We start from the raw sequence: 24,844 nt of genomic DNA, 5'->3' as shown, positions 1-24,844 counted from the left end.
CCTCACATCTGCCTGAGGATGTCGAACATTTCGCGGACGGCCGACATGACCCGGGCATTCGCGCCATAGGAGGTCTGGAGCTGGATCAGCACGGTCATTTCGGTATCGATATTGACGGCGGAGCTCTGGTCGAACCGGGACTGCAGCTGGTTGACGACCACCTGCTGGCCCTCGTCGAGCTGCTTGGCGGTCGCGGCCTCGTTGCTCTGCGCCGAGATGACCGCCCGGGTATAGGACAGGAGCGAGCCCTGGAACGGCGTCTGGGCCGAGCCGATGCCGGCCTGCGGCGCGAAATAGCGCCCGGCATTGGCAAGCGCCTGGTTCAGGAAGGCCGGGCGGGTGACGTCCGAATCCGGCGTGCGCGGATTGGTCTGCATCACCACCAGTCCGCTCGGATCGGCCTTCAGCGCCGGGTTGAGGTCGATGCGGCTGGCAAGGCCCGTGAGCTGCGCGCCGCCGGCGGTCACCCGGTCGGAATAGAGCCCGCCCGGCGCCGTCTGGTCGACGAAGAAGGGCAAAGCCGCTCCGCCACCGTTGATCGACTGGGCCGTGACATTGGCCTTGGCCGCGCCGACCGCGGCGCCCGCCACGGACGGGTCGGCCAGCACACGCAGATTGCCGCCCGACACCGAGACCTGGAACGCCCCCGCCGGTGCGCCGTTGCTCGACGCCCAGGCATCGATCGCCGCCTGCATCTGGCTCGCATGGCCCGCGGCCGAGTTGCCGGTGAGCCGGAACACCTTGTCGTTCGGGTCGGCGCTCATGCTGTCGCTGATCGGCACCGAGAGGTCGTCGACCCGCTTGAACGTGAATGTCTGCTTCACGCCATTGACGGTCGCTTCCACGGTCACCGTGTCGCCGTCCGAGAGGCCGGGTCCGAGCGGCGTGTCGAAACCTTGCGCCGGGCCGGGGCCGGTCAGCGAGACCGGCGTCGAGCTCGACGAAGTGCCGAGCGCCTGGGCCAGGCCCGCGGCGATCTGGTCGAGCTGGTCCTGGGCGGCGACCAGCGACTTGTCGCGCAGCTCGAGCAGCGCGCCGATCTTGCCGGACTTGAACACGCCCTGCGCCACGAGATCGATGGACGTGCCGGCGACATTGGCGGTGATCGTCCCGACCGTCCGCTTGGCCGGATCCGGGTCATAGCGATTGGCCGGGCCGATCTGGCCCCGCGCATCGAAGCTGAGCGTCGGCGCGGTGCCGCTCAAGAGCACGAAGCCGTTGCCGCCATAGAGCTGCACGCCGTCGCTGGAATCGTAGGTGACGCGGACGTCGACATATTGCGAGATCTGGTCGACGAGGGCATCGCGCTGGTCGAGCAGGCCGGCGCGCGAGGCGTCCGACTTGTCGGTCGTGCGCAGCCGCTCGTTCATCGTCTGGAGGTCGCCGAGCAGGCCGTTGAGCGTGCGCGTCGCATCGCTCAAGCCCTGTTCGGCATCCTGGCGCATGGTCTGCACCGTGTTGCTGAGGTTGCGCAGGGTCTGCGTCAGGACGGTCGCGGTGTTGATGACGCCGGCGCGGGCGCTGGCGCTTTCCGGCGAGGTCTGCAGCGTCTGGAAGGCGGTGGCGAAATTGTTCATCACCGTGTCGAGGGCGCGCGCCGAGCCGGGCGCGCCGAAGGCCTGGTCGAGCCGCGACAGGAAGGTGTTGCGCGTCGACGAATAGAGCCCGTTCGAGCGCTCGGAATAGAGCTGGCGCTGGATGAAGGCATCGAACTCGCGCCGGACCGTGCCGGCCTCGACCCCGCCGACCTGGTTGCCCGACAGCAGCGTGATCGGATCGACCGTCTTGCGCAGGTAGCTGCTGTTGCTGGCATTGGCGATATTGGCGCTGGTCAGCGCCATTGCGGTGGAATTGAACCGCAGTCCGGACAGCGCATTGCTGAGCGCGCTCGACAGGGCCATGGGCCGTCACTCCTGATGCTGTAAAAACGGAGCCGGCGTCGCCGCCGGCCCGGTCACGGGATCCGCGTCAGCGGATCATGTTGATGGTTTCCTGCAGCATCTGGTTGGCGGTCGTGACGATGCGCGTGTTGGAGGCATAGGCCTGCTGCGTCACGATCAGCTTGGTGAACTCCTCGGACACGTCGACATTGGAGCTCTCCAGCGCGTTGGACGAGATCCGCCCGCCGCCGCCGATGATCGCCGGCCCCGATTCCGCGGTCTCGGCGAAGGCGCCGCCGTCCATGCGTTTCAGGTTGTTTTCGCCCTGGAAGGTCGCGAGCGGGATCTGGAACAGGTCGAGCGACTGGCCATTGGTATAGTTGCCGCGGATGCGGCCGCTCTCGGTGATCGAGACATTGGCCAGCTTGCCGGCCGAATAGCCGTTCTGGTCGATGGTGGTGACCAGCACGGTGCCGTCGGTGCGCGCATACTGGCTGATACCCGCCGTGCCGATGTCGAGCTTGACGTTGCCGACATTGACGCCGTTGACGGTCAGGTCGGAAATGGTCGGGCTGGTCGTCGGCGAGGTCAGCTGGCCGGTCGAATTGAAGGTGAAATCGCCGCCGATGCGCGTCCAGGCCTCCGAGCCGCTGGCCGAGCTCGACTGGTAATAGGCGCTCCAGGTCGCCTCCGTCGCCGGCGGGCCGGCGGACGCATTGGCGGTCTTGGCCCAGCGGACCTGGACATTGACCGGATTGCCGAGCGGGTCATAGGCGGTGACCGAGCCGCCCGACACCGAGGACGCCACGAATTTCGCCGCATCCGCGCCGCCATAGGTCGCGGCCCCCGCCGCGAGCGTCGGATCGATCAGTTCGCTTCCCGGCACCGAGGCCTGGTAGCGCGAGGTCGCCGGCACCGACGGCAGGCTGGCGCGATAGGTCACCGACGTGGTCGCTTTCGCCGGGATCACGTCATTGGTGATCCGGATCGCCTCCGGCGAACTGCCGGACGGGTTGCCGGTGGTCGGATCGAGCTTGAGCCCGCGCAGGAAGTAGCCGGCGCCGTTGACCATGTAGCCATTGGCGTCGACGGTGAAGTCGCCGCGCCGGGTATAGTAGGCCGCGTTGGAGAAGACCGGCTGGTTGTCGAGCGTGCCGACGGCCTGCTGGACCATGAAATAGCCCGAGCCGTTGATGCCCATATTGGTGTTGACGCCGCTCGCCTGCACCTGGCCCTGGATGGTGTTGGTGGCGCGCGAATAGGCGGTCACGGAGCCGGCCAGCTCGCGGCGGGCGCCGCCGTCCGGAATGAGGTCGACGAAGCTCGTGTCGATCCGCTTGAAGCCCGATGTCTGCGAGTTCGCGATATTGCCGGAGATGTTCTCCAGCGCATAGGACTGCGCGGCAAGGCCACTGACCGCGGTGGTCAACGCGCCGAAGATACCCATGACTTTCTCCCCCGAGCCGAATGGCCGATGCCCTTCGCCTTGCCCCTGCAACGCGATCGGGCCTGTCGTTGCAGCGTGCGTGCCAAGACAGGGATGATGTTTTTCAATGGGTTAGATGGTAAATTGCAGGTAAATTCGGCGCTGCCCGGCAAGATCGGCAACGGCTGGGGCAAATTCTGCCGGGTGCTTGCGGCGCCCGGCCGCGCCCCCTACCCTGCCGAGCCTTTGGCATAATGGTTCGGACTTGAAGGAGCATCCATGACGTCCCGGCGTTTCGAGGGCACCAGCGACTACGTCGCCACAGACGATCTGAAAGTGGCGGTGAACGCCGCGATCACGCTGGAGCGCCCGCTGCTGGTGAAAGGCGAGCCGGGGACCGGCAAGACGGTGCTGGCGATCGAGGTGGCCAAGGCCATCGGTGCGCCGCTGATCGAGTGGCACGTGAAGTCCACCACCAAGGCCCAGCAGGGTCTCTACGAATATGACGCGGTGTCGCGCCTGCGCGACAGCCAGCTCGGCGACGAGCGGGTCAAGGACATCGCCAACTACATCAAGCGCGGCAAGCTCTGGGAGGCCTTCACGGCCCCGGTCCGCCCGGTGCTGCTGATCGACGAGATCGACAAGGCCGATATCGAATTCCCCAACGACCTCCTGCAGGAGCTCGATCGGATGGAATTCTTCGTCTACGAGACCAGCGAGACGGTGAAGGCGGCCCAGCGCCCGGTTGTGGTGATCACCTCGAACAACGAGAAGGAGCTGCCCGACGCGTTCCTGCGGCGCTGCTTCTTCCACTACATCAAGTTCCCCGATGCCGAGACCATGGCCCGCATCGTCGAAGTGCATTTCCCGGGCATCAAGCAGAAGCTGGTGGCCGAGGCCCTGCGCATCTTCTACGAGGTGCGCGACGTGCCCGGACTGAAGAAGAAGCCGTCGACCTCCGAGCTGCTGGACTGGCTGAAGCTGCTGATGGTCGAGGACATGAGCCCGGAGACGCTGCGCGAGAAGGATCCGCGCAAGTCCATTCCGCCGCTGCACGGCGCGCTCCTGAAGAACGAGCAGGATGTGCACCTGTTCGAGCGCCTGGCCTTCCTCGCCCGGAGGGGATGATGCCCCCCGGCCCGCGCCCGACGCCGCTCCGCCTCGCCGCGTGTGTCGCCGCGCTGGGCTTTGCCGGCTGCGCGCAGCTCGCCACCGAGACGAGCCCGCCCGCGCCGCCGGTGCCGCCTTCGCCCTGGGCGATCGAGCGGCAGGTGGCGCGCTGCCGCGCGACCCAGGCCGGCGGCACGCAGAGCAGCAGCGCCAGCGGCGGCGGCTTCTTCATCGGCGGTTCGGTGACCGCCCTCAGCCGGACGGTCACGCCGGAAACCGAGGCCTGCCCCGCAGTGCTCGCGCTGACCGACGATGACGTCGCCGAGATCCGCACCCTGGTGCAGGCGGCTGGCGCCAGCGCCCGCGGGCTCGACACCAACTGGCAGAGCCGGACGGGACTGCGCCGGGACATGACCTTGTCGGTCTATCCGGAGAGCGGCAACCGGTCGTGCCGGGTGGTCTCCGCGACCCTTGTCGTCTTCGACGGCCCTGCGGCTGCCCTCGTCGGCCCGCCGCCGCCGGCGACGCTCGACGAGCAGCGGCTCTGCCGCAGCCCTTCGGGCGCCTGGGAGCCACGCTGACGGACGAGCCGTTGCATGCGGCTTCCCGGGCTCAAGGCCTGCGCGAGAGCGCGGGCAGCTCGCCGCGAACGGAAGCGCATGGCATCCGGGCCCGTCCGGGCAGGCCCGACCCGGCTGGTTCATTTTTGCCCGATGTTTCCCATGGGGAAGCAGGCAGCTTCACTTTGCGACACGGCCTGGAAACGCAAGGGTTGCATCGTCACGCCATGAACACACTCAGCCTCGGCGTCAGCCTCGTCACCTTCGGCCTCATCGGCCTGTTCGTCTATATCGACCGTGCCCATGCACGCGCCGTCCTGCCGGCCCGCGAAGCCGCGAGGCGCGAGCGGACCGGCACGCCGTCGGCACGCTGACCGTCACCTGGCGCACGCGATGAGCGACCATCTCGGCCTCATCCTCGCCGTCCTGGTCGGCGGCGGCGTTCTCGCAGCCGTGCTGTTCGGCCGGGCTGGCGGCGAGAGCGCAGGCGATTCCAATGCAACCGCAGGCGAGCCGGGGGATTCCGGCGTCTCCGAAACGGCCAGCGCCAGCTCCGATGGCGGCAGCGGCGGCGACAGCGGAGGCGGCGACGGTGGTGGCGGTGGCGGCGGCGGCGATTGAGCGGCCGCGCCCGGCGCGGCGTCAGGCGGCGCAGCGCGACATACGTTCCGCCCAGTCCGCGCTCGGAATGGCCCGTCTCAGATCCACGTCCTCGGTGAGCGCGATGAACGCCTCGCCGCGGCCGGGCTTCAGATAGCTCGATACCGGCAAGGGCCCCTCGGCCACCGCCTCCCTGAGGCAGCCGCCGGACACGCGGATATCGATGCTGCCGCGCAGCCGCGGCCCCCGTTCCCGCGATGCGCGGATGCGGGCCTGCAGCGCCGCAAGCCGTGGCACGTCATGTGGCGCGACCCTGAACACCCCGAGCGTGAACCCCGCCCTCGCCTGCTCGGCAAGGCCCGCCCGCTCGGCCGGCTCGGGCGCTTCCACCAGCACGAAACGGTCGGCCGTTTCCACTCCGTCCTCGGTGCGCGTCTTGATGGTCATGACCGCGTCCCCGGGCCGCAAGGCGAGGCTGGCCGGCAGCCTGAGCGCGGCCCGCACCTCATTGAAATCCATGGTCATGAAATCGAGCCGCATCAGCCGCGGCAGGCTCGATACCGGCACGCCGAAACAGCCCGACAGGGCCAGCGACAAAGCCAGCAGGATGAACGAGGGCGAGACCGGAAGAGACATGGAAAAATTCCAATTTGACAGCGATAAATTATCGTAATACAGAAATTCATTATCGCGTCAATTGGAGCCATCGTGTGACTCACATCATCCACCGCGGCGCCGGACGGCGCAGCACGGCCGAGCGGCGGATCCGCTGGGCCCACATCCTCTCGACGGCCACGCTCGTCGTCATGGCGATCGCCGTCGCCGGATCGCTCTGGATCTGGCTCGACCCCGAGCTCGTTCGGCGGGTTCTGGCGCCACGGATCGGCCTTGCCGGCCATCCCGTGACGGTCACGCCGGGCATCCAGGCCCTCGGCATTGCGCTCTCAGCGCCGCCGCTCGCGCTCCTGATCTACCTGCTGATGCAGGCGCGCGCGGTCTTTGCCGGCTTCACCACCGGCATCAGCTTCAGCGACATCGTGGCGACCAGGGTCTGGCGCATCGGCGCGATCCTGGTCGCCAAGGGACTGCTCTCGCCATTCTGGCGGGCCGGCGCCGGCGCGCTCCTGACGATCGCCAATCCGAGCGGTCAGCGCATGATCGCGCTCGAAATCGGCGTCGACGACCTGCTCTGGGCGATCGTCGGCGGGCTGCTCGTCGCCATCGGCTGGACGCTGCGCGAAGCCGCCCGGATCGCCGAGGAAAATGCGGGTTTCGTGTGATGCCGATCCTGGTCAACCTCGACATCATGCTCGCCCGCCGCAAGATGCGCTCCAAGGAGCTCGCCCAGCGCGTCGGCATCACCGAGGCCAACATCTCGCTCCTGAAGTCCGGCAAGGTGAAGGGCATGCGGTTCGAAACGCTCGATGCCATCTGCACGGCGCTCGACTGTCAGCCGGGCGACATCCTCGAACATGTCGCCCCCGAGGACCCGCGTCTCTCCGCCGTCGAAAGAGACTGAACCTTGCCATAAGGACCGAGTGACGGCGCCGGTTTCCCGTTCTAGACTGGCGCCATGTTCATCACCTTCTTCCACGATCTGAAAAAGGCCGGCGTGCCGGTCACGGTGCGGGAATATCTCACCCTGATGGAGGCGCTCGACGCCGACGTCATCGAGCGCTCGCCGGACGAGTTCTACTATCTGTCGCGTGCGACCCTGGTGAAGGACGAGCGCAACATCGACAAGTTCGACAAGGTGTTCGGCGCCACCTTCAAGGGCTTCGAACGGCTCGCCGACGGGATCGAAGCCGAGATTCCCGAGGAATGGCTGCGCAAGCTCACCGAGAAATTCCTCACCGAGGAAGAGAAGAAGCAGATCGAGGCGCTCGGCGGCTGGGACAAGCTGATGGAGACGCTGAAACAGCGTCTGGCCGAGCAGAAGGGCCGCCATCAGGGCGGCAGCAAGTGGATCGGCACCGGCGGCACCTCGCCTTTCGGCGCCTATGGCTACAATCCCGAAGGCATCCGCATCGGCCAGGACGGCAACCGCAACTTCCGGGCGGTGAAGGTCTGGGACAAGCGCGAGTTCAAGGACTACGACGACACCGTCGAGCTCGGCACGCGCAACATCAAGATCGCGCTCAGGCGCCTGCGCAAATTCGCCCGCACCGGCTCGCCCGACGAGCTCGATCTCGACGGCACCATCCGCGAGACGGCGCGCCACGGCTTCCTCGACGTCCAGATGCGCCCGGAACGGCGCAATGCCATCAAGGTTCTGCTCTTCTTCGATGTCGGCGGCTCGATGGACTGGCACATCCAGCTCTGCGAGGAGCTGTTCTCGGCCGCCCGCGCCGAGTTCAAGCACATGGAGTATTTCTACTTCCACAACTGCCTTTACGAGAAGGTCTGGAAGAAGAACTCCCGCCGCTTCGACGAAACCATGCCGACCTGGGACGTGCTGCACAAATACGGCAACGACTACAAGGTGATCTTCGTCGGCGACGCCTCGATGAGCCCCTACGAGATCGTCCAGCCCGGCGGCTCGGTCGAGCATTTCAACGAGGAGGCCGGCGCGACCTGGCTGAAGCGCGTCTCGGCCATCTACCCGTCCATGGTCTGGCTCAACCCGGTCCAGGAGAAGCACTGGGAATATACCCATTCGGTCGGCATGGTGCGCGACCTGATGGAGCAGCGCATGTTCCCGCTGACCCTGCATGGCCTCGACAAGGCGATGAAGGAACTGGTGCGCTGAACATCCTGCCGGTGCGACGGCCGACCGGCGCCGTCCGCCCCCGAGCGCCGCGACCGAGCAAGAGACCATGACCGAACCGACGAGCTCCCCGCCCGCCGACGCGCTCTGGCGCGATGCCGAGGGCCGGCCGTTCTTCCGCCATCGGCCGAAGCTGGTCGGCGCCGAGATCACCTTCACGCTGGAGCCGGACGCGCTCGCCTGGAGCGACGGCAAGGTCGAAGGCCGCATGCCGCTGCACCAGGTCGGCACGGTGCGCATCCTCTATCGCCCCGCCAATCTCTACAACAGGCGCTTCCGCGTCGAGATCGGCCAGCGGCTCGGCAAGTCCGTCTGGTTCGCCAACCTGACCTATCGCGGCCTGATGGAGGTCGAGGCCAACGACACGGCCTTCGCCGCCTTCGTCCGCATGCTGCTGCCGGCCATTGCCAGGGCCGCGCCCAAGGCCCGCTTCTTCGGCGGCGAGCCGCCGTGGCGCTACGGCCTGGTCGCCCTGTTCAACCTGGTCCTGGTGGTCGCCGGCCTCGCCGTCGTCGTCGAGGCCGTGCGGTCGCTGACCTGGGCGCTCGCCGGCGCGACGCTGGCGGTCGCCGGCTATATGGGCTGGCAGATGGCGACCTGGCTGATCCGCAACCGCCCGGTCGCCATCGACCCGGACGCTCCCCCGCCGCAGCTGCTGCCTTAGGGCCAGGCGGCGCGAGCCCCGCGGCCGGTGGTCACGGGTGGCCCGAGCCGGCGAAGGCCAGGCTCATGAAGTCGTGGAAGGCGCGGGTCGCCGGGCTCGGCTCGGCGTCGCGGCGCCAGGCAAGACCGACATCCATGCTGGGAATGTCGGGCTGGACGAGGCGCGTTTCGATGCGCTGTCCCTCCAGCGACCAGGGCCGGTAGACCATGTCGGACAGAATGGTGATGCCCATGCCGGCGGCGACCATGCTGCGCACCGCTTCCACCGAGCTCGTGCGGAACATCACCTGCGGGCGATGGCGCGAGCGCGCCCAATAGCGCTCCGCCGTCTGCTCGGCTTCGTCCACGGTCAGCATCACATAGGGGTATTCGGCGACGTCGGCGAGCCGGATCGCGCTGCGCTTCAGCAGAGCGTGCTCGACCGGCAGCCACAGCCGGCGCCGCGAGCGCAGGAGCACCTCTGAGGCAAGCCGGTCGCGCGCCTCCAGATTGGCCACCAGCACCACCGCAATGTCCAGGCTGCCGTCGATCAGCGCCTGCTCGATGGCCTCGCGCGTCGCCTCGTGCAGGTCGAGCTCCACATGGGGCAGGCTGACCATGAAGCGGGCGTGATGGCGCGGCAGGAAATAGCCGGCGACGGTGTAGCTGACCCCCACCCTGACCCGCCCCGATACGGAAAGCCCCGATGTCAGCGGCGCACGCATCGCCTCGGCGACGCTCGCCATCACATTGCGCCCGTGCAGCAGGAAACGGCTGCCTTCGGGCGTCAGCGAGACGCCCCCGGCCTTGCGGTCGAAGAGGCGCAGGCCGAGCGCAGCCTCCAACTGCTGCACGGCCGCGGTCACCGCCGACTGCGAGACGTTGAGCTCGACCGCGGCCTGCGAAATCTGCCCGGATTCGGCGGCGGCGATGAAATAGCGGATCTGCTTCAGCGAAACCGACAAGCCCGTCTCCATTGCGGCCAAAGCGGTGTTCGGCCTGCAGGCCGGGCGGCCCGGCCAAGGCTCCCAGAATTATCTGATTTTCTGATATGGGATACCCGCTTTTACAATTTTACAATGAAACCTCGGTTTGCCACGATCTCCGCGATCGGCCTTCGGGCGCTGAAAGGCATGGCAACGGCATGGTGCTCATCAACTGCGACATGGGCGAAAGTTTCGGGCTCTGGCGCATGGGCGAGGATGCCCTGATCATGCCCGTCATCGACATCGCCAATGTCGCCTGCGGCTTTCACGCCTCGGACTTCAACCACATGCGTGCCACGGTGCGGCTTGCCAAGCGGCACGGCGTCAAGGTCGGCGCCCACCCGTCCCTGCCCGACCTCCAGGGCTTCGGCCGGCGCGAGATGAAGATCGGCCGGGAGGAGCTCGCCAACTGCCTGATCTACCAGATCGGCGCCCTCAAGGGCTTTCTCGACGCCGAGGGCATGAGCCTTCATCACATCAAGCCGCACGGCGCGCTGTTCGGCATGGCGGCGCGCGAGGCCGAGATCGCCCATGCGATCTGCGATGCGGCCGACATCTTCGCCGTGCCGCTCGTCGGCCTGCCGGGCACCGAGCATGCCCGCGTCTATCCGGCGCGCGGGCGGGCCTTCCTCAGCGAATTCTATGCCGATCTCGACTATGCCGACGACGGCAGCCTGATCATCACGCGCGAACACCCGCCCGTCGATGTCGCGGCCGCCACGCGGCGCTGCATCGCCGCCATGCGCGAGGGCGCCGTCGCAAGCATCGGCGGCCGGAAGGTGCCCGTGGGCACCGAGACGATCTGCATCCATTCCGACACGCCGGGCGCCGATGCGCTCGCCCATGCCCTGCGCGCCGCCCTGGTCGCCGAGGGCTTCAAACGCTGATCCCCGCGACACGAGAGACGACCATGACGCTCAAGACGGTTCAGTCCCCCCTGCCCGGCACGTTCTACCGCTCCGCCTCGCCCGGCGAGCCGCCGTTCAAGTCGGTCGGCGACGCGGTCGCGGTCGGCGATACGGTCGGCCTCATCGAGGTGATGAAGACCTTCACGCCCGTCGTCGCCGAGGAGGCCGGCCGGGTCGTCGCCTTCCATGCGGAAAACGAGGATGCCGTGATGGCCGGCCAGCCGCTCTACGACATCGAGGCCTGAGACCTGTCATGGCGATCGGCAAGATCTTCATCGCCAACCGCGGCGAGATCGCGGTGCGCATCATCCGCGCGGCGCGCGAGCTCGGACTGAAGACCGTCCAGGCGGTCAGCCAGGCCGACCACGACATGCTGGCCGCGCGCCTTGCCGATGGCGTCGCCGAGATCGGGCCGGCGCAGGCGACCAAGTCCTATCTCAACAAGGAGGCCGTGCTGGCGGCGGCGATCGCCTCCGGCGCCGATGCCGTCCATCCCGGCTACGGCTTCCTGTCGGAGAATGCCGATTTCGCCGACATGGTCGAAAAGGCCGGCCTCGTCTTCATCGGCCCCAGAGCCGAGACGATCCGCGCCATGGGCGACAAGGCGACCGCCCGCGCCATGGCCGCCCGCGCCGGCGTGCCGACCGTGCCCGGCAGCGAGGGCCGAGTCGATGGCGCCGCCGCCGCCCTCACGCTCGCCGGGAGCATCGGCTATCCCGTGATGATCAAGGCGTCTGCCGGCGGCGGCGGCCGCGGCATCCGCGTCGCCGATACGCCCGAGGAGCTGGAGAAGCTGATCCCGCAGGCGAGCGCCGAAGCGGCCGCGGCCTTCGGCGACGGCGGGCTCTATCTCGAACGGTTCATCCACGGCGCCCGCCATGTCGAGGTGCAGATCCTCGGCGACGGCGAAGATGCCGTGCACGTCCACGAGCGCGAATGTTCGCTGCAGCGCCGCCGCCAGAAGGTCTGGGAGGAGGCCCCCGCCGCCTGCCTCACCGCCGCCGTGCGCGAGCGCCTCCTCGCCTCCGCGGTCAGGCTCGCCCGCTCCGTCGGCTATCGCGGCGCCGGCACGCTCGAATATCTCTTCGATGAGGCGAGCGGCGAATTCTTCTTCATCGAGATGAACACGCGGATCCAGGTCGAGCATCCGGTCACCGAAATGATCACCGGCATCGACCTCGTGCGCGAGATGATCCGGATCGCCGGCGGCGCCAAGCTCTCGTTCACGCAGGATCAGGTGCGGGCGCGCGGCCATGCGATCGAGGTGCGCATCAATGCCGAGGATCCGGCAAAGGGCTTCATGCCGGCTCCCGGCACGGTCGGCGCGCTCGCCGTGCCCGGCGGCATGGGCGTGCGTTTCGACACCCTGCTCTATCCCGGCTACCAGGTGCCGCCGTTCTATGATTCCCTCATCGGCAAGCTCATCGTCTGGGACGAGAACCGCGCCGCGGCGATCCGCCGGCTCGCCGGCGCGCTCGCCGAACTGAAGGTCGAGGGCGTGCCGACCACGGTGCCGCTGCACCGCGCGCTCGCCGCCGACCCCGAGGTGAGTGCCGGCCATGTCCATACACGCTGGCTGGAGGCCTGGCTCGAGGCCCATCCGCTCAACGCATCCATCTGACGCCTGCAGGAGGTCTCGCCGCCATGAAGACCCGCTACTCCTTCGGAGGCGACGAACACATCTTCGTCGAGGTCGACGAGGAAATGTCGCTTGCCGCCTTCTTCAAGAGCCTGTCCATGACCCATGCGGTCAAGGCGAGCGGCATCCGGGGCGTCACCGAGATCTGCCCGGCCAACGCCTCGTTCCAGATCAAGTTCGATCCCGACCTCATCGCGCCCGACGATCTCATGCGCGAGCTGAAGAGCCTCGAAGGCGCCGCGCGCGACAGCGCGGCGACGCTTTCGACCCGCATCATCGAGATCCCGGTCTTCTACAACGATCCCTGGACGCACGAGACGCTGATGCGTTTCCGCGAACGCCACCAGGATCCGGCCGGCAGCGATCTCGACTATGCCGCCCGGATCAACGGCTATGGCGGGGTCGAGGATTTCGTCGCCGCCCATTCCGGCGCGCCCTGGTTCGTCTCCATGGTCGGCTTCGTCGCCGGCCTGCCCTTCATGTACCAGATGGTCGAGCGGGCGAGGCAGATCGAGGTGCCGAAATATCTGAGGCCGCGCACCGATACGCCCCGGCTGACGGTCGGCCATGGCGGCTGCTTCTCGTGCATCTATTCGGTGCGCGGCGCCGGCGGCTACCAGATGTTCGGCATCACCCCGATGCCGATCTACGACCCCGCCCAGGAGATCAGCTATCTGCGCGACTTCATGATCTTCTTCCGGCCCGGCGACATCGTGAAGTTCAGGCCGGTGGACCGTGCCGGCTATGACGCGGCGGTGGCGGATGTCGACCGGGGCCGCTTCGCGCCGGTGATCCGCAAGGTCGATTTTTCGCTGAGCTCCTTCCAGGCCGATCCGGCCGGCACCAACGCCAAGCTGCTGGAGGCCCTCCATGGCTGACGCGACCCGCGCGCTCGACATCGTCAAGCCCGGCCTTGCCACGACCGTGCAGGACCTCGGCCGGCCCGGCTATTATCACCTCGGCATTCCCCTGTCGGGCGCCATGGACCGCTTCGCGCTCACCGCCGCCAACCTGCTGGTCGGCAATGACGAGGGCGATGCGGCGCTCGAAGTGGTGTTCATGGGACCGGAGATCCGTTTCGGCGCCGATGCCACGGTAGCGGTGACCGGCGCCGATCTGCCGCCCAGGGTTGACGGGGTCGAGCAGCCGGGCTGGACCGCCTTCGCCGTCAAGGCCGGACAGGTGCTCTCCTTCGGCTTCCTCAAGACCGGCGCGCGCGCCTATGTCGCCATTGCCGGCGGCATCGACGTGCCGCTGGTGCTCGGCTCCCGCTCGACCTATCTGCTCGGCGCGCTCGGCGGCCATCACGGCCGCGCCCTGAAGGCGGGCGACCGGCTGGCCGTCGGCACGCCCAAACGCGCGCCACGGATCGGCGCGAGCATCGCGCCGGCGCAGCGCCGGCTGCCGGGCGCGAGCCCGGTCCTGCGCGTGCTGCCGGGCCTCTACTGGCACCGCATCACCGAAGCCTCGGGCAAGGGCTTCTTCGACGACACCTGGAAGGTCGCGCCCGAGGCCGACCGGATCGGCTACCGGTTCCGGGGCGGCACGCCGCTCGCCTTCGAGCCGCGCAGGCAGCCCTTCGGCGCCGGCTCCGACCCGTCCAACATCGTCGACAGCTGCTATCCCTACGGCTCGATCCAGGTGCCCGGCGGCACGGAGCCGATCGTGCTGCATCGCGACGCCGTCTCGGGCGGCGGCTATTTCATGATCGGCACGGTCATCTCGGCCGACATGGACCTTGTCGGGCAGTTGCAGCCGCACCAGGCGACGCGCTTCGCCGCCGTCGACATGGAGGCGGCGCTGGCCGCGCGGCGGGAACGCCAGGCAGGGCTGCGCGCGCTCGCCGACGCGCTCGCCGGCTAGCCGGTCAGGCGGCCTGGACCCGCCGCGGCGGCGGAAAGGCGAGCGCCAGGACGACCGCCGCGAGCGCCACCAGCGCCGAGCCGACATAGAGCCAGCGATAGGCGTTGAAGGCATCGAAGATCCAGCCGCCAGCCAGCGGCCCGATCGCCATGCCGAGGCTCGACAGCATGGCCGCGGCGCCGAACACGGCGCCCATGATGCGCGGCCCGAAATAGTCGCGCGCCAGCACAGCATAGAGCGGCATGACGCCACCATAGGCCGTGCCGAAAACGACCGAGAGCAGGTAGAAGGCGCCGAGCTGGTTGACGAAGACATAGGCCGCGATCGCCACAGCCTGGACCAGAAGGCCGGTGACGAGCACGCGCTTGGCGCCATAGCGGTCACCCAGCACGCCGAGCAGCAGCCGGCCGCCGAGACCGGCAAGCCCCTCCACGCTGTAGATGCTGACTGCGGCCATGGTCGGAATGCCGCAGAACATGGCGTAGCTCATCGTGTGGAAGATCGGTCCCGAATGGGCCGCGCAGCACAGCATGAAGGTGAAGCCCAGCACCAGGAACTGCGGCGAGGTCAGCGCCTTGGCGAGCGGCATGTCGGGCTCGCCCTCGCCCGCGCCGGCATCGCCCGGCCCGGCCGCCGGCACCGGAGCCGAGCGCACGAGCAGCGCGGCCGGAATGAGCAGCGCCCACGTGCCGACGGCGATCACCGCCATGGTGGTCCGCCAGTCGTAATGGGTGATCAGCCAGCCGGCGAAGGGCGAGACGGTCATCGGCGCAACGCCCATGCCGGCCGAGACGAGGGCGACGGCAAGCGCCCGCCCCTGGTCGAACCAGGCCGTCACCGCCGCCATCATCGGCGCGATGAAGGCTCCGGCGGCAAGGCCGACCAGCACACCGTAGCCGAGCTGGAAGGCGAGCAGCGTCGGCGCCCGGCTCGCGATCATGAGGCCGGCGCCGAGCAGAACCGCGCCGCACAGCACGACGATGCGCGGCCCGAACCGGTCGCTCGCCGCGCCCCAGCCGAAACCGGCAACGCCCATCACCAGGAAGTCGATGGTCATGGCGCTGGAAATGCCGGTACGGCCCCAGCCGGTCGCCGTCGACATCGGCTCGAGGAACACTGCCAGCGAAAACATCGAGCCGATGGCGACGCAGGTCATCACGGCACCGGCCGCAACGATCACCCAGCGATAGGAAGACATGGGCACGGCTCCTTCACGATCTTGGGGCGTTCGGTCCGTCCGGGGTCAGGCCCCCGGCGACCTGCGGATCAGCATGTCGACATAGCGGGCGAGATGGTCGAGCGCGGCGCGCGCGGCGCTCCAGTCGCCGCTCGCCTTGGCCAGGACGAAGCTGCCCTGCACCACGGCCTGCATGTGCTGGGCAAGGCTCGCCGCGCTCCAGTCGCCGCGGCGGCCATGGTGCGCCACGGCCGCCTCGATCCAGGCCGTGAGCATGGCCGTGAGCATGTCGATGCCCCGTTCGCAGGCCGCTGTGAGCTCCGGATGGGTCAGATAGGTTTCCTGGATCACCGTGCCGGCGAAACAGGTGCAGCCGGTGAGATCTCCCGCCATCGCGGCCTTGCGGAAGGCGACATAGCCGATGAGCCGGTCGAGGGGATCGGGGGCCTCATGGAAATCCGCCTCGGCGAACAGGCGCGCGGCCGCCTCGTTCCAGGCCGCGGTGGCGGCCAGGGCGAGCGCGTCCTTGCTCGGAAAATGATGGAAGAAGCTGCCCTTGGTCACGCCGGCCGCGGCACAGATGTCCTCGACCCGCGTCGCATTGTAGCCCTTGGCCCTGACGACGCCGATCGTCGCGCCGATCAGCTTGTCTCGTGATTCCGGCCTCGCTCGCGGCATCTCCGGCTCCTGGATTGAAAATACCATACCAACTCGTCGGTATGGTATCAAGGCCACGCCCGTGGCCGGGACGCTGGGCTGCCGCCGCGATCGCGACGCACAGCGGACGCGCCAGGCACGTCAAGGCCGGCGAGACGCATGGCGACATATCAGCTGCGAGCAAGATGGTGCTTGATGCGATGATGCGGAAAGCCCGACACCTCTCATCATGAGCGATTCCATCCACGCCCCGCGCCAAACCCCCTTCGTCTGCGAAAAAATGCCCGCGACCGGCTCGCGCGGCATGGTCGTCACCAATCACCCGCTCGCCTCAGCGGCGGGCGCGCAAATGCTGCTGGCCGGCGGCAATGCCGTCGATGCCGCGGTCGCCGCGCTGTTCGCCCTGACCGTGGTCGAGCCCATGATGGTCGGCGTTCTCGGCGGCGGCCTGTCCCATATCCGCCTCGCCGACGGCCGCCATCAGGTCATCGACAACCTGTCGACCGCACCGCGCCGGGCCACCGCCGACATGTATGACTGCCTCAGCGACGAGATCGGCCGGCAGCGCGACGTGCGCGACCGGGAGAACGTCGTCGGCGCCAAGGCCATCGGCATTCCCGGCGCACTGCGGGGCTGGTGCGAGGCGCTCGAACGGTTCGGCACGCTGCCGCTGGCCGACGTGATCGCGCCGGCCATCGCCCTCGCCGCGCGCGGCTTCATCGTCACCCCCTATCTGTCGAACTGCATAGCCGATACCGCCGCCGATCTCGCGACGGATGCGGGCCTTGCCGCCCTGCTCCTGCCGGGCGGGCAGCCGCTTGCGGCGGGCGCGAGGCTCGTCCAGGCCGACTATGCCGAGAGCCTGCGCCTGATCGCCGCCGAGGGCCCCCAGGCGCTCTATGCCGGCGCGCTCGGAACGGCGCTCGCCGACTGCATGGCCGCGCGCGGCGGCTTGATCGACACGGCCGATCTTGCCGGCTACCGGACGGAGCGGCGTGAGCCCATACGCGGCTCCTATCGCGGCTACGAGATCATCGGGCCGCCGCCGCCCTCGTCCTCGGGCGTCCATATCGCGCAGATGCTGAACATCCTCGAGGGCTTCGATATCGGCGCGCTCGGCTTCGGCTCGCCAGACGCGATCCATCTCCTTGCCGAGGCGCTGAAGATCGCCTTCGCGGACCGGGCCGCCGCCACCGCCGATCCAGCCTTTGTCAAGGTTCCGGTCGCGCGGCTGATCGACAAGGCCTATGCGGCCGAGCGGCGGGCCCTCATCGCGATGGACGAGGCGAGGATCTGGTCGGCGGGCGTGATCGGCGGCGAATCCGCCGACACGACCCACATCACCGTCGCGGACGCCGCGGGCAATGTCGTCAGCGCCACGCAGACGCTCAACGGCCTGTTCGGCGCCTGCGTCCAGGTGCCCGGCACCGGCATGATCGCCAACAACTACATGTTCAACTTCGATCCGCATCCCGGGCGGGCGCTGTCGATCGCGCCGGGCAAGCGGGTCTTCACCTCGATGGCGCCCATGATGGCGGTGAAGGACGGCAGGCTGGCCTTCGCCCTGGGTCTGCCGGGGGCGCTGCGCATCTTCCCGTCCGCGCTGCAGGCGATCGTCAACCTCATCGACCACGGCATGTCGCTGCAGGAGGCGGTCGAGGCGCCGCGCGTCTGGACCGAGGGCGGCGTGCTCGAGATCGAGGACGCCGTTCCCGACGCCGTCGCGCAGGACCTGGCCGCCCGCGGCCATCGGATCGTCCGTTCGCCGCGCATTGCCGGCGGCATGAACGCCATCGCCTTCAATCCCGAGGGCACGCTGACCGGCGCCGCCTGCTGGCGCGCCGACGGAACGCCGGTCGCCATTTCGGGCGGCCTCGCCCGGGCCGGCGCCCGCTTCTCCATCTGACCAGGCCCCGAACGGACCTTGCCATGCCCGAGCAGATCGTCCTCCTCGACATGACGACCGCAGAGCGCGCGGATCACCTGCGCGCGCTGCTGCCGCTCGGCTTCGTGCTGACCCACGGCACCGCGGCGGGCGACGAGCACATGAAGACGATCATCGCCGAGGCCGACTATGCCATCACCGGGCAGGTCGGCGTCTCCGGCGACGTGCTGCGCGCGGCGAAGAAACTCAGGCTGGTGCACAAATGGGGCGTCGGCGTCGACAATATCGACCTGGCGACCGCCCGGGCCCTCGGCATCCAGGTCGCGCGCACCACTGGCAGCAATGCCGTGCCGGTCGCCGAATTCACCCTCGGCCTGATGCTCTCGGCCCTGCGTTTCATCGGCTATGGCCACGCGGAACTGAAACAGGGCCGCTGGCGCACCGGCCAATTGCCGGGCGCGACCTTCACGCTCTCGGGCAAGACCGTCGGCCTTGTCGGCTTCGGCGCCATCGGCCAGACCGTCGCGACCCTGCTGAAAGGTTTCGGCTGCACGGTTCTCTACAGCAAGCGCCACCCCCTCACCGCCGGCGAGGAGGCCGCCCTCGGCGCCAGCCATGCGGCGCTGCCGGACCTGCTGGCCCGGTCGGACGTGATCTCGCTGCACTGCCCCCTGACGCCCGAAACCGCCGGTCTGATCGATGCCGCGGCCTTCGAGCAGATGAAGCGCACGGCCGTGCTGATCAATGTCGCCCGCGGCGGCGTCGTCAACGAAGCCGACCTGATCGCGGCGCTCGCAGCGAAGCGGATCGCCGGCGCCGCGCTCGACGTGTTCTCGATCGAACCGCTGCCGGCCGACAGTCCCCTGCTCGGCCTCGACAATCTCGTGGTGACGCCGCATCTGGCCGCGATCGCCGCCGACAATTTCGTGCCGACGGTCAAGCGCATGTTCGACAACATCCTTTGTGTCTCGCGCGGCGAGCCGATCGCCGAGCGCGACCGCGTCGCCTGACGGGCGGCCCCCCGTCGACGGCCGTCCCCGCATCGTCCCACCCGCCGCTCAGGCCTGGACGAAATGCACCACATGCGGGCCGGCGCCTGCGGGCGCGGCATGTTCCGGCACGCCGAAAAAGCGCACCGCGACGCCGGCGACACCGAGGTCCTCGACCAGGGCGAGCCCGAGCCGGCGCGCGAGATCGTGCAGATCCGAGGGATCGAAATGGCTGAGCCAGGGCTCACCCGCCGCCGCGGCCCGCGCCCCGAGCGCGGCCACCCCGGCCCGGCGTTCCGGCGGATAGTTCTCGAGCGGCTCGGAATAGTCGAAGACGATCTCGCCATGCGGGACGGAGGCGACGAAGGCGAGCACGCGCTCGATCGCCGGGCGGGCGAGATAGGGCACCACGCCGAGCCAGATGAAGAAGGCCGGCAGGTCGTGCCGGAAGCCTGCCGCGGCGAGGCCCTGCCCCAGCGCCTGGCGCTCGAAGTCGATGGGCACGAAGGTCAGGAGGTCAGGCAGCGCGAGCCCCGCCGCGGCGAGCCGCTCGCGCTTCCAGGCCTGCGTTGCCGGATGGTCCACCTCGAAGACGCGCAGCCCAGCGGCGCGATGCGGGTTGCGCAGGGCCAGCGTGTCGAGGCCGGCACCGAGCACGACGGCCTGGCGGATGCCCCGCCCGACCGCCCCGGCGAGCGCATCTTCGGCATAGCGGCTGCGCACAGCCATGAACATGCGGGTCGGCCGTGTCGCCGGATCGGCGGCCCTGAGATCGGCTTCGGCGAGCGCCTCGGCATCGAGGATCGCGCGCGCGAAAGGATCGGCGAAGATCGCGCCGCCCTCGACCAGCTGGTGCGCGGCACGAAAGCCTGCCGCGCCTCGTGCCGTGCGGCTGTGCCGGTTCGCGTCCATGATGCGTCGTGTCCCGTTTCAGTGCTGTGGCGAGGCCTCGGCGGGCGGCGCGTCAGTCGGCCGTCAGCTCCTTGCCGCGGGTCTCCGGCAGCAGCAGCGCCGCGATCACCAGCAGCGCATAGGCGGTGAGGCCGAAGGCGGCGATGGCGGCGGCCAGCGACAGCCGCTCGGCGAGGAAACCGACGAGGGTCGGAAACAGCGCGCCGATGCCACGGCCGAAATTGTAGCAGAAGCCCTGCCCCGAGCCGCGCAGGATGGTCGGATAGAGCTCGGTCAGGAAGGCGCCCATGCCGGAGAAATAGCCCGAGGCGAAGAAGCCGAGGGGGAAGCCGAGCAGCCACATGATCTCGTTGGAGATCGGCAGCACGGTATAAGGCAGGACCACGGCCGCCGCGCCGACGGCGAAGATGATGAACAGCAGGCGCCGGCCGAGCCGGTCGGCGAGCCAGGCGCCGACCAGGTAGCCGACGAAGCTGCCGATGATGATCATGGCGAGATAGCCGGTCGAGCCGACCACGGTGAGGCCGCGCTCGGCCCGCAGGAAGGTCGGCAGCCAGGTGGTGATCGCGTAGTAGCCGCCCTGGGCGCCCGTGCACAGGATGGAGGCGAGGATGGTCGTCTTCAGGAGATCGCCGCGGAAGATCGCCCAGATCGGCGGCTTGTCCACCGCCTGGGCCCGCGCCTCGACCGCCACCTCCGGTTCCGGTACGAGGCGGCGCAGGAACAGCACGGCAAGGCCGGGAATGGCGCCGAGCGCGAACATCCAGCGCCAGGCTTCCTCCGCCGGCAGCAGCGAGAAGCAGATCGCCTGCAGCAGCACCGCCGCGCCCCAGCCGAGCGCCCAGCCCGACTGCACGGAGCCCACCGCCCGGCCGCGATATTGCGCGCGGATGGTCTCGCCGATCAGGACCGCGCCGGCGGCCCATTCGCCGCCGAAGCCGAGGCCGAGCAGCGCGCGGAAGATCATCAGCTGGGTATAGTTCTGCGCGAAGGCGCAGAGCAGGGTGAAGAAGCAGAACCAGACGATGGTGATCTGCAGCGTGCGCACCCGGCCGAGCCGGTCGGAGAGATAGCCGGCGATCCAGCCGCCGAAGGCGGAGGCGAGCAGCGTCACCGTCACGGCGGCTCCGGCAATGCCACGGTCGATCTGCCACATGGCGATCAGCGTGCCGATCACCAGCGGATAGATCATGAAGTCGAGCGCATCGAGCACCCAGCCGAAGAAGCAGGCCCAGAATGTGCGCCGCTCCAGGGGGTTCATGTCGCGGTAGAAGGCCGTCAGGCTGGTATCGCCCATGGCCGCCGTGTCGGTGGTCGACTGCGTCGTCATTGCCGAGGCTCCCGCTCGTTTCGCTTCGAAGCTCCCTTGGAGGCCGGCCTGCGGGCGCTTGGCGCACTCTCGTTCCGGCGGCCGGCGCGCCGAAAAGCGTAAGATGAGGCAGGCCTTTGTCAAATACGGGACAAACGCTTAGCCGGCCGGCGCAGCATCCGGGCCGGTTCAGGCGCCATCCGCCTTGAAGGCGCGCCAGGCCTCGCCATGCAGCTCGAAGCCGATGCCCGGTGCTTGCGGCACCGGTGCCCGGCCGCCGTTGATCCGGGCGCCGTCGGCAAGGCCGCGGAACGGCGCGAAGGCCAGGGGGCTGACCTCGGCGCCGCCGAGGCCGAGCCCCGCCACGACATGCAGGGCGAAGAGATGTCCGCCATGCGGCCAGAAGGCCTCGCGCGGCCAGCCGGCGGCGGTCAGCGTCTCGACGATGCCGCAATAGCCGGTCAGGCCGTAGCAATGGGCAGGATCGAAGACGAGGATGTCGCGGTCGCGCCGAAGCCCGCCATGGCGGTCGAGCAGCCGCGCTTCGGCCACCGAGAACAGCGCCTCGCCCGCGGCGATCGGCGCGGGATAGGCCGCTGCGACGGCCGCCTGGGTCGCGAAATCATGCGGGTCGCAAATGTCCTCGAACCACCAGAGGCCGAACGGCCCGAGCATCGCGGCCGCGGCCAGCCCGCCGGCCAGATCGAACCGGTTCATCGCATCGACGGCAAGATGCGCGCTGCCCGGCAATTGCCTGGCCGCGACCTCGATCCGCCGCGCATCGCACTCCGGATCGGCGCCGATCTTGATCTTGGCGTGGGTGAAGCCGAGATTGGCGAAATGGGCGATTTCCCCGGCGAGGCGGTCGAGATCGCCAGCCGGATAGGGGTAGCCGCCGCCGGCATAGACGGGCACCGTGTCGGGCGGCGCCGGCCGCCCGGTGCGGCGGGCCAGCAGCGCAGCGAGCGGCTCGCCGGCGATCTTCGCCGCCGCGTCCCAGATCGCCATGTCGAGCGCGCCGACGGCCACGCAGCGCTCGCCATGGCCGCCGGGCTTCTCGCCGTTCATCATCACTGCCCAGGCCCGAAACGGGTCGAGGGTCGTGCCGGCCTCATCCGCCAGCGACGCGCCGGCGACGGCGAGCAGGCGCGGCGCGAAGCGCTCGCGGATCAGTCCGCCCTGAGCGAACCGGCCGACCGAGGCATAGCCATGGCCGATCACCGGATGGCCGCCACGCCAAACGTCCGTGGTGACCGTGACGAGGCTGGTGGTGAGGCCGCCCGACGGCAGCGCCGGATCGGCATAACGCGAGACGGGGATTGTCCGTTCGGAGATTGCGACGATGCGCATGGCCTGTCCCTGTTCCGCTCCGGCAATGCACCTGATCCCGCGCCGGCCCGCCCGTCAACAATGGCGCTGTCGGCCTCCGGAAAGCTTTGCGTGAGACGCGCGGGTCGCCCCGGATTCGCCCGATCGGCGCACGCTTCGCCCGGTCGGCGCACAGGCGAGCGCGTCCGGCCGCCGCCAGCCGGCGCGCGTCTGTCCTGACTTTGCGCGCATCACTTCATGCCGCTTTTGACTCCAGGCGCCGAATTCGCTTCTCATGGATGAATCGCAAGACGTGGTTGAGAGGCTCTGCCAATGACCGACGTGACGGCGAATACCGATGCGGCCCGCGCGGCCGCCGAGCCCGGCCTGCACCGGGTGATGGGCCCCTGGCTCCTGCTGCTCTTCATTGTCGGCGACATTCTCGGCACCGGCATCTACGCCCTGACCGGCCAGGTGGCGAAGCAGGTCGGCGGCGTCGTCTGGCTGCCGTTCCTGGTCGCCTTCGCGGTCGCCCTGGTGACCGCCTTCAGCTATCTCGAACTGGTGACGAAGTACCCCAAGGCCGCCGGCGCCGCCCTCTATACCCACAAGGCCTTCGGCATCCATTTCGTCACTTTCATCGTCGCCTTCGCCGTCATGTGCTCCGGGATCACCTCGGCCTCGACCGCCTCGCGCGCCTTCGCGGCCAACATGTCCCACGCCTTCGGGCTCAACCTCGCCGGCCTCGGCATCACCGTCATCGGCCTCGTCTTCATGGCGGCCTGCGCGGCGATCAATTTCCGCGGTGTCGGCGAGAGCGTGAAGGCCAATGTGGTGCTCACCTGCGTCGAGCTGACCGGCCTGCTGATCATCATCGTCATCGGCCTCTGGGCGATCGGCGCGGGCCAGGGCGACGTCTCCCGCGTGCTCGAGTTCAAGACGGGCATGGACGGCAGCATGGTCTGGCCGGTGGTGGCGGCGACGACGCTCGCCTTCTTCGCCATGGTCGGCTTCGAGGACTCGGTCAACATGGCCGAGGAGTGCAAGAACCCGACCCGGCATTTCCCGGTCGTTCTGCTCGCCGGCCTGGTCATCACCGGTGCCATCTACGTGCTGGTGTCGATCTCCGCGATCACCCTGGTGCCGCCGGAGCAGCTCGGCGAAGGCGAAACGCCGCTGCTCAAGGTGGTGCAGGCCGGCGCGCCGAATTTCCCGCTGGGCATTTTCGGCTTCATCACCATGTTTGCCGTCGCCAACAGCGCGCTGATCAACATGCTCATGGCCAGCCGCCTCGTCTACGGCATGAGCCGCGAGCACGTCCTGCCGCCGCTCCTCGGCCGCGTCCATGCCGGCCGGCGCACGCCCTATGTGGCGATCGGCTTCACGACGCTGCTCGCCTTCGCGCTGATCACCTTCGTCGGCGAAGTGCCGGCGCTCGGCGGCACGACGGCGCTGCTGCTGCTCGCCGTCTTCACGATCGTCAATGTCGCGGTGCTGGTGCTGCGCCGCGACCCGGTCGCGCACGAGCATTTCCGCACGCCCACAGTCCTGCCGGTGTTGGGGGCGCTGAGCTGCGCCTTCCTGACCGGGCCCTGGACCGGACGGGATCCGGTCCAGTACAGGATCGCCGGCGTCCTGATCGGCATCGGCATCGTCCTCTGGCTGGTGACCGTCTGGGCCAATCGCGCCACGGGCACCCGGCCCTCCGAACCGGACATGGCCGATATCGGCGGCGCCGGTCCGGTGAACTGAAGCCGCCTCAGGCCGTCTGCTCGCGAATGACCATCACCGAGCAGGCGGCATGCCGGACCACATAGGTGGCGTTCGAGCCGAGCAGATAGGTCGACAGGCCGGGCCGGTGCGACGCCATGACGATCAGCTCGACATGGATCGCCCGCGCCTCCTCCAGGATCTCGTGATAGGGCCTGCCGTGGCGGATGCGGGTCTCGACCTGGTCCGGCGGCAGGCCGGTCTCGCGGGCCAGGCGGGCCAGCACCTCGCCAGCTTCGCGCACCTGGTTCTCGCGGAAATCCGGCGGCAGATATTCGGCCGCCATGACCGGCGATTCGAGCACGACCGCCAGCAAGGTGAGCTTGCCGCCGCTCGCCCGGACCATCGGGACCGCGGTGGCGATGGCGCGGGTTTCCAGGCCGGCCTCGTTGACGTCGACAGGACAAAGCACGGTCTTGAACATCGATGCCTCCTCGTTCCGGCGACCGGACCTTC

Annotated in this window: 27 protein-coding genes; 17 read left to right on the top strand and 10 right to left on the bottom strand. The window is 68.9% G+C overall.

Annotated features, from left to right (window positions below):
• Window positions 1-2: 2 nt before the first annotated feature.
• Both flgK and OZ671_RS15040 read right to left on the bottom strand, forming a co-directional pair.
• The gene (flgK, locus tag OZ671_RS15045) at window positions 3-1,901 is read right to left on the bottom strand and encodes a flagellar hook-associated protein FlgK (RefSeq protein WP_268861500.1); all 1,899 of its coding nucleotides are present in this window, start codon (window positions 1,899-1,901) and stop codon (window positions 3-5) included.
• Between the two features lie 67 nt (window positions 1,902-1,968).
• Window positions 1,969-3,327, bottom strand: coding sequence for a flagellar hook protein FlgE (locus OZ671_RS15040; RefSeq protein WP_268861499.1), 1,359 nt, complete (start codon window positions 3,325-3,327; stop codon window positions 1,969-1,971).
• 93 nt (window positions 3,328-3,420) lie between these two features.
• Between OZ671_RS15040 and OZ671_RS15035 the strand changes: the two genes are divergently transcribed.
• The 5 genes from OZ671_RS15035 to OZ671_RS15015 all read left to right on the top strand — a co-directional run bounded on the left by OZ671_RS15035 (window position 3,421) and on the right by OZ671_RS15015 (window position 5,597).
• Window positions 3,421-3,561, top strand: coding sequence for a hypothetical protein (locus tag OZ671_RS15035; protein ID WP_268861498.1), 141 nt, complete (start codon window positions 3,421-3,423; stop codon window positions 3,559-3,561).
• A gap of 24 nt (window positions 3,562-3,585) precedes the next feature.
• Entirely contained in the window at window positions 3,586-4,434 is an 849-nt protein-coding gene (locus OZ671_RS15030; RefSeq protein ID WP_038306358.1) for an AAA family ATPase, read from the top strand.
• A complete protein-coding gene (locus OZ671_RS15025) occupies window positions 4,434-4,997 on the top strand; it encodes a hypothetical protein (RefSeq protein ID WP_268861497.1) in 564 nt (187 codons plus the stop codon). Before OZ671_RS15030 ends, OZ671_RS15025 begins: the two co-directional genes overlap by 1 nt.
• Window positions 4,998-5,203: 206 nt before the next feature.
• Window positions 5,204-5,350 (top strand): hypothetical protein, encoded by a 147-nt coding sequence (locus tag OZ671_RS15020; RefSeq protein ID WP_268861496.1) that lies wholly within the window; start codon window positions 5,204-5,206, stop codon window positions 5,348-5,350.
• A gap of 19 nt (window positions 5,351-5,369) precedes the next feature.
• Window positions 5,370-5,597 (top strand): hypothetical protein, encoded by a 228-nt coding sequence (locus OZ671_RS15015; RefSeq protein WP_268861495.1) that lies wholly within the window; start codon window positions 5,370-5,372, stop codon window positions 5,595-5,597.
• Window positions 5,598-5,618: 21 nt separating this feature from the next.
• Here OZ671_RS15015 and OZ671_RS15010 read toward each other — a convergent pair whose 3' ends face one another.
• Window positions 5,619-6,212 carry a hypothetical protein gene (locus OZ671_RS15010; RefSeq protein ID WP_268861494.1) on the bottom strand — a complete coding sequence of 198 codons (594 nt, stop codon included), beginning with the start codon at window positions 6,210-6,212 and terminating at the stop codon, window positions 5,619-5,621.
• Between the two features lie 74 nt (window positions 6,213-6,286).
• On the opposite strand from OZ671_RS15010, the gene OZ671_RS15005 reads away from it, so the two are divergent.
• The 4 genes from OZ671_RS15005 (at window position 6,287) to OZ671_RS14990 (ending at window position 9,007) form a co-directional block, all read left to right on the top strand.
• The gene (locus tag OZ671_RS15005) at window positions 6,287-6,856 is read left to right on the top strand and encodes a hypothetical protein (RefSeq protein ID WP_268861493.1); all 570 of its coding nucleotides are present in this window, start codon (window positions 6,287-6,289) and stop codon (window positions 6,854-6,856) included.
• Window positions 6,856-7,095: a helix-turn-helix domain-containing protein gene (locus OZ671_RS15000; protein WP_268861492.1), complete on the top strand. Its 240-nt coding sequence runs from the start codon at window positions 6,856-6,858 to the stop codon at window positions 7,093-7,095. Before OZ671_RS15005 ends, OZ671_RS15000 begins: the two co-directional genes overlap by 1 nt.
• A gap of 54 nt (window positions 7,096-7,149) precedes the next feature.
• Window positions 7,150-8,325, top strand: a complete 1,176-nt coding sequence (locus OZ671_RS14995) for a vWA domain-containing protein (RefSeq protein ID WP_268861491.1) — start codon at window positions 7,150-7,152, stop codon at window positions 8,323-8,325.
• A 67-nt stretch (window positions 8,326-8,392) separates the two neighbouring features.
• Entirely contained in the window at window positions 8,393-9,007 is a 615-nt protein-coding gene (locus OZ671_RS14990; protein WP_268861490.1) for a hypothetical protein, read from the top strand.
• A gap of 31 nt (window positions 9,008-9,038) precedes the next feature.
• Here the strand turns inward: OZ671_RS14990 and OZ671_RS14985 are convergent, their stop codons facing one another.
• Window positions 9,039-9,950, bottom strand: a complete 912-nt coding sequence (locus tag OZ671_RS14985) for a LysR family transcriptional regulator (protein WP_268861489.1) — start codon at window positions 9,948-9,950, stop codon at window positions 9,039-9,041.
• A 179-nt stretch (window positions 9,951-10,129) separates the two neighbouring features.
• Between OZ671_RS14985 and pxpA the strand changes: the two genes are divergently transcribed.
• Genes pxpA through OZ671_RS14960 form a run of 5 tightly spaced genes read left to right on the top strand, consistent with a single transcriptional unit; the run spans window position 10,130 to window position 14,381 of the window.
• Window positions 10,130-10,858 carry a 5-oxoprolinase subunit PxpA gene (gene pxpA / locus OZ671_RS14980; RefSeq protein ID WP_268861488.1) on the top strand — a complete coding sequence of 243 codons (729 nt, stop codon included), beginning with the start codon at window positions 10,130-10,132 and terminating at the stop codon, window positions 10,856-10,858.
• A 23-nt stretch (window positions 10,859-10,881) separates the two neighbouring features.
• Complete coding sequence (locus OZ671_RS14975; RefSeq protein WP_268861487.1) at window positions 10,882-11,124, top strand: acetyl-CoA carboxylase; 243 nt, start codon at window positions 10,882-10,884, stop codon at window positions 11,122-11,124.
• A gap of 8 nt (window positions 11,125-11,132) precedes the next feature.
• Window positions 11,133-12,500, top strand: coding sequence for an acetyl-CoA carboxylase biotin carboxylase subunit (locus tag OZ671_RS14970; RefSeq protein WP_268861486.1), 1,368 nt, complete (start codon window positions 11,133-11,135; stop codon window positions 12,498-12,500).
• Between the two features lie 23 nt (window positions 12,501-12,523).
• Window positions 12,524-13,396 (top strand): 5-oxoprolinase subunit B family protein, encoded by an 873-nt coding sequence (locus OZ671_RS14965; protein ID WP_268861485.1) that lies wholly within the window; start codon window positions 12,524-12,526, stop codon window positions 13,394-13,396.
• Window positions 13,389-14,381 (top strand): biotin-dependent carboxyltransferase family protein, encoded by a 993-nt coding sequence (locus OZ671_RS14960; protein ID WP_268861484.1) that lies wholly within the window; start codon window positions 13,389-13,391, stop codon window positions 14,379-14,381. Before OZ671_RS14965 ends, OZ671_RS14960 begins: the two co-directional genes overlap by 8 nt.
• Window positions 14,382-14,385: 4 nt before the next feature.
• On the opposite strand, the gene OZ671_RS14955 is transcribed toward OZ671_RS14960, so the two are convergent.
• On the bottom strand, window positions 14,386-15,579 hold the full coding sequence (locus OZ671_RS14955) for an MFS transporter (RefSeq protein ID WP_268861483.1): 1,194 nt from the start codon (window positions 15,577-15,579) through the stop codon (window positions 14,386-14,388).
• Between the two features lie 45 nt (window positions 15,580-15,624).
• Window positions 15,625-16,236: a TetR/AcrR family transcriptional regulator gene (locus OZ671_RS14950; protein ID WP_268861482.1), complete on the bottom strand. Its 612-nt coding sequence runs from the start codon at window positions 16,234-16,236 to the stop codon at window positions 15,625-15,627.
• Between the two features lie 208 nt (window positions 16,237-16,444).
• On the opposite strand from OZ671_RS14950, the gene ggt reads away from it, so the two are divergent.
• Window positions 16,445-18,121 carry a gamma-glutamyltransferase gene (gene ggt / locus OZ671_RS14945; RefSeq protein WP_268861481.1) on the top strand — a complete coding sequence of 559 codons (1,677 nt, stop codon included), beginning with the start codon at window positions 16,445-16,447 and terminating at the stop codon, window positions 18,119-18,121.
• 23 nt (window positions 18,122-18,144) lie between these two features.
• The gene (locus OZ671_RS14940) at window positions 18,145-19,110 is read left to right on the top strand and encodes a 2-hydroxyacid dehydrogenase (RefSeq protein WP_268861480.1); all 966 of its coding nucleotides are present in this window, start codon (window positions 18,145-18,147) and stop codon (window positions 19,108-19,110) included.
• A gap of 48 nt (window positions 19,111-19,158) precedes the next feature.
• Here the strand turns inward: OZ671_RS14940 and OZ671_RS14935 are convergent, their stop codons facing one another.
• The 3 genes from OZ671_RS14935 to OZ671_RS14925 form a co-directional block, all read right to left on the bottom strand.
• A complete protein-coding gene (locus OZ671_RS14935; RefSeq protein WP_268861479.1) occupies window positions 19,159-20,001 on the bottom strand; it encodes a class I SAM-dependent methyltransferase in 843 nt (280 codons plus the stop codon).
• A gap of 52 nt (window positions 20,002-20,053) precedes the next feature.
• Window positions 20,054-21,331, bottom strand: a complete 1,278-nt coding sequence (locus tag OZ671_RS14930) for an MFS transporter (protein ID WP_038306417.1) — start codon at window positions 21,329-21,331, stop codon at window positions 20,054-20,056.
• A 168-nt stretch (window positions 21,332-21,499) separates the two neighbouring features.
• The gene (locus tag OZ671_RS14925) at window positions 21,500-22,660 is read right to left on the bottom strand and encodes an enolase C-terminal domain-like protein (RefSeq protein ID WP_268861478.1); all 1,161 of its coding nucleotides are present in this window, start codon (window positions 22,658-22,660) and stop codon (window positions 21,500-21,502) included.
• Between the two features lie 291 nt (window positions 22,661-22,951).
• Between OZ671_RS14925 and OZ671_RS14920 the strand changes: the two genes are divergently transcribed.
• The gene (locus OZ671_RS14920; protein WP_268861477.1) at window positions 22,952-24,370 is read left to right on the top strand and encodes an APC family permease; all 1,419 of its coding nucleotides are present in this window, start codon (window positions 22,952-22,954) and stop codon (window positions 24,368-24,370) included.
• A gap of 7 nt (window positions 24,371-24,377) precedes the next feature.
• Here OZ671_RS14920 and OZ671_RS14915 read toward each other — a convergent pair whose 3' ends face one another.
• Window positions 24,378-24,812, bottom strand: coding sequence for a universal stress protein (locus OZ671_RS14915; protein ID WP_268861476.1), 435 nt, complete (start codon window positions 24,810-24,812; stop codon window positions 24,378-24,380).
• Window positions 24,813-24,844 lie beyond the last annotated feature (32 nt).

The sequence above is a fragment of the Phreatobacter sp. AB_2022a genome (genome assembly GCF_026847585.1).
Classification (GTDB): Bacteria; Pseudomonadota; Alphaproteobacteria; order Rhizobiales; family Phreatobacteraceae; genus Phreatobacter.
Note: the sequence above shows the minus strand (reverse complement) of the source record. Positions and strands in the feature narration are given on the sequence as shown.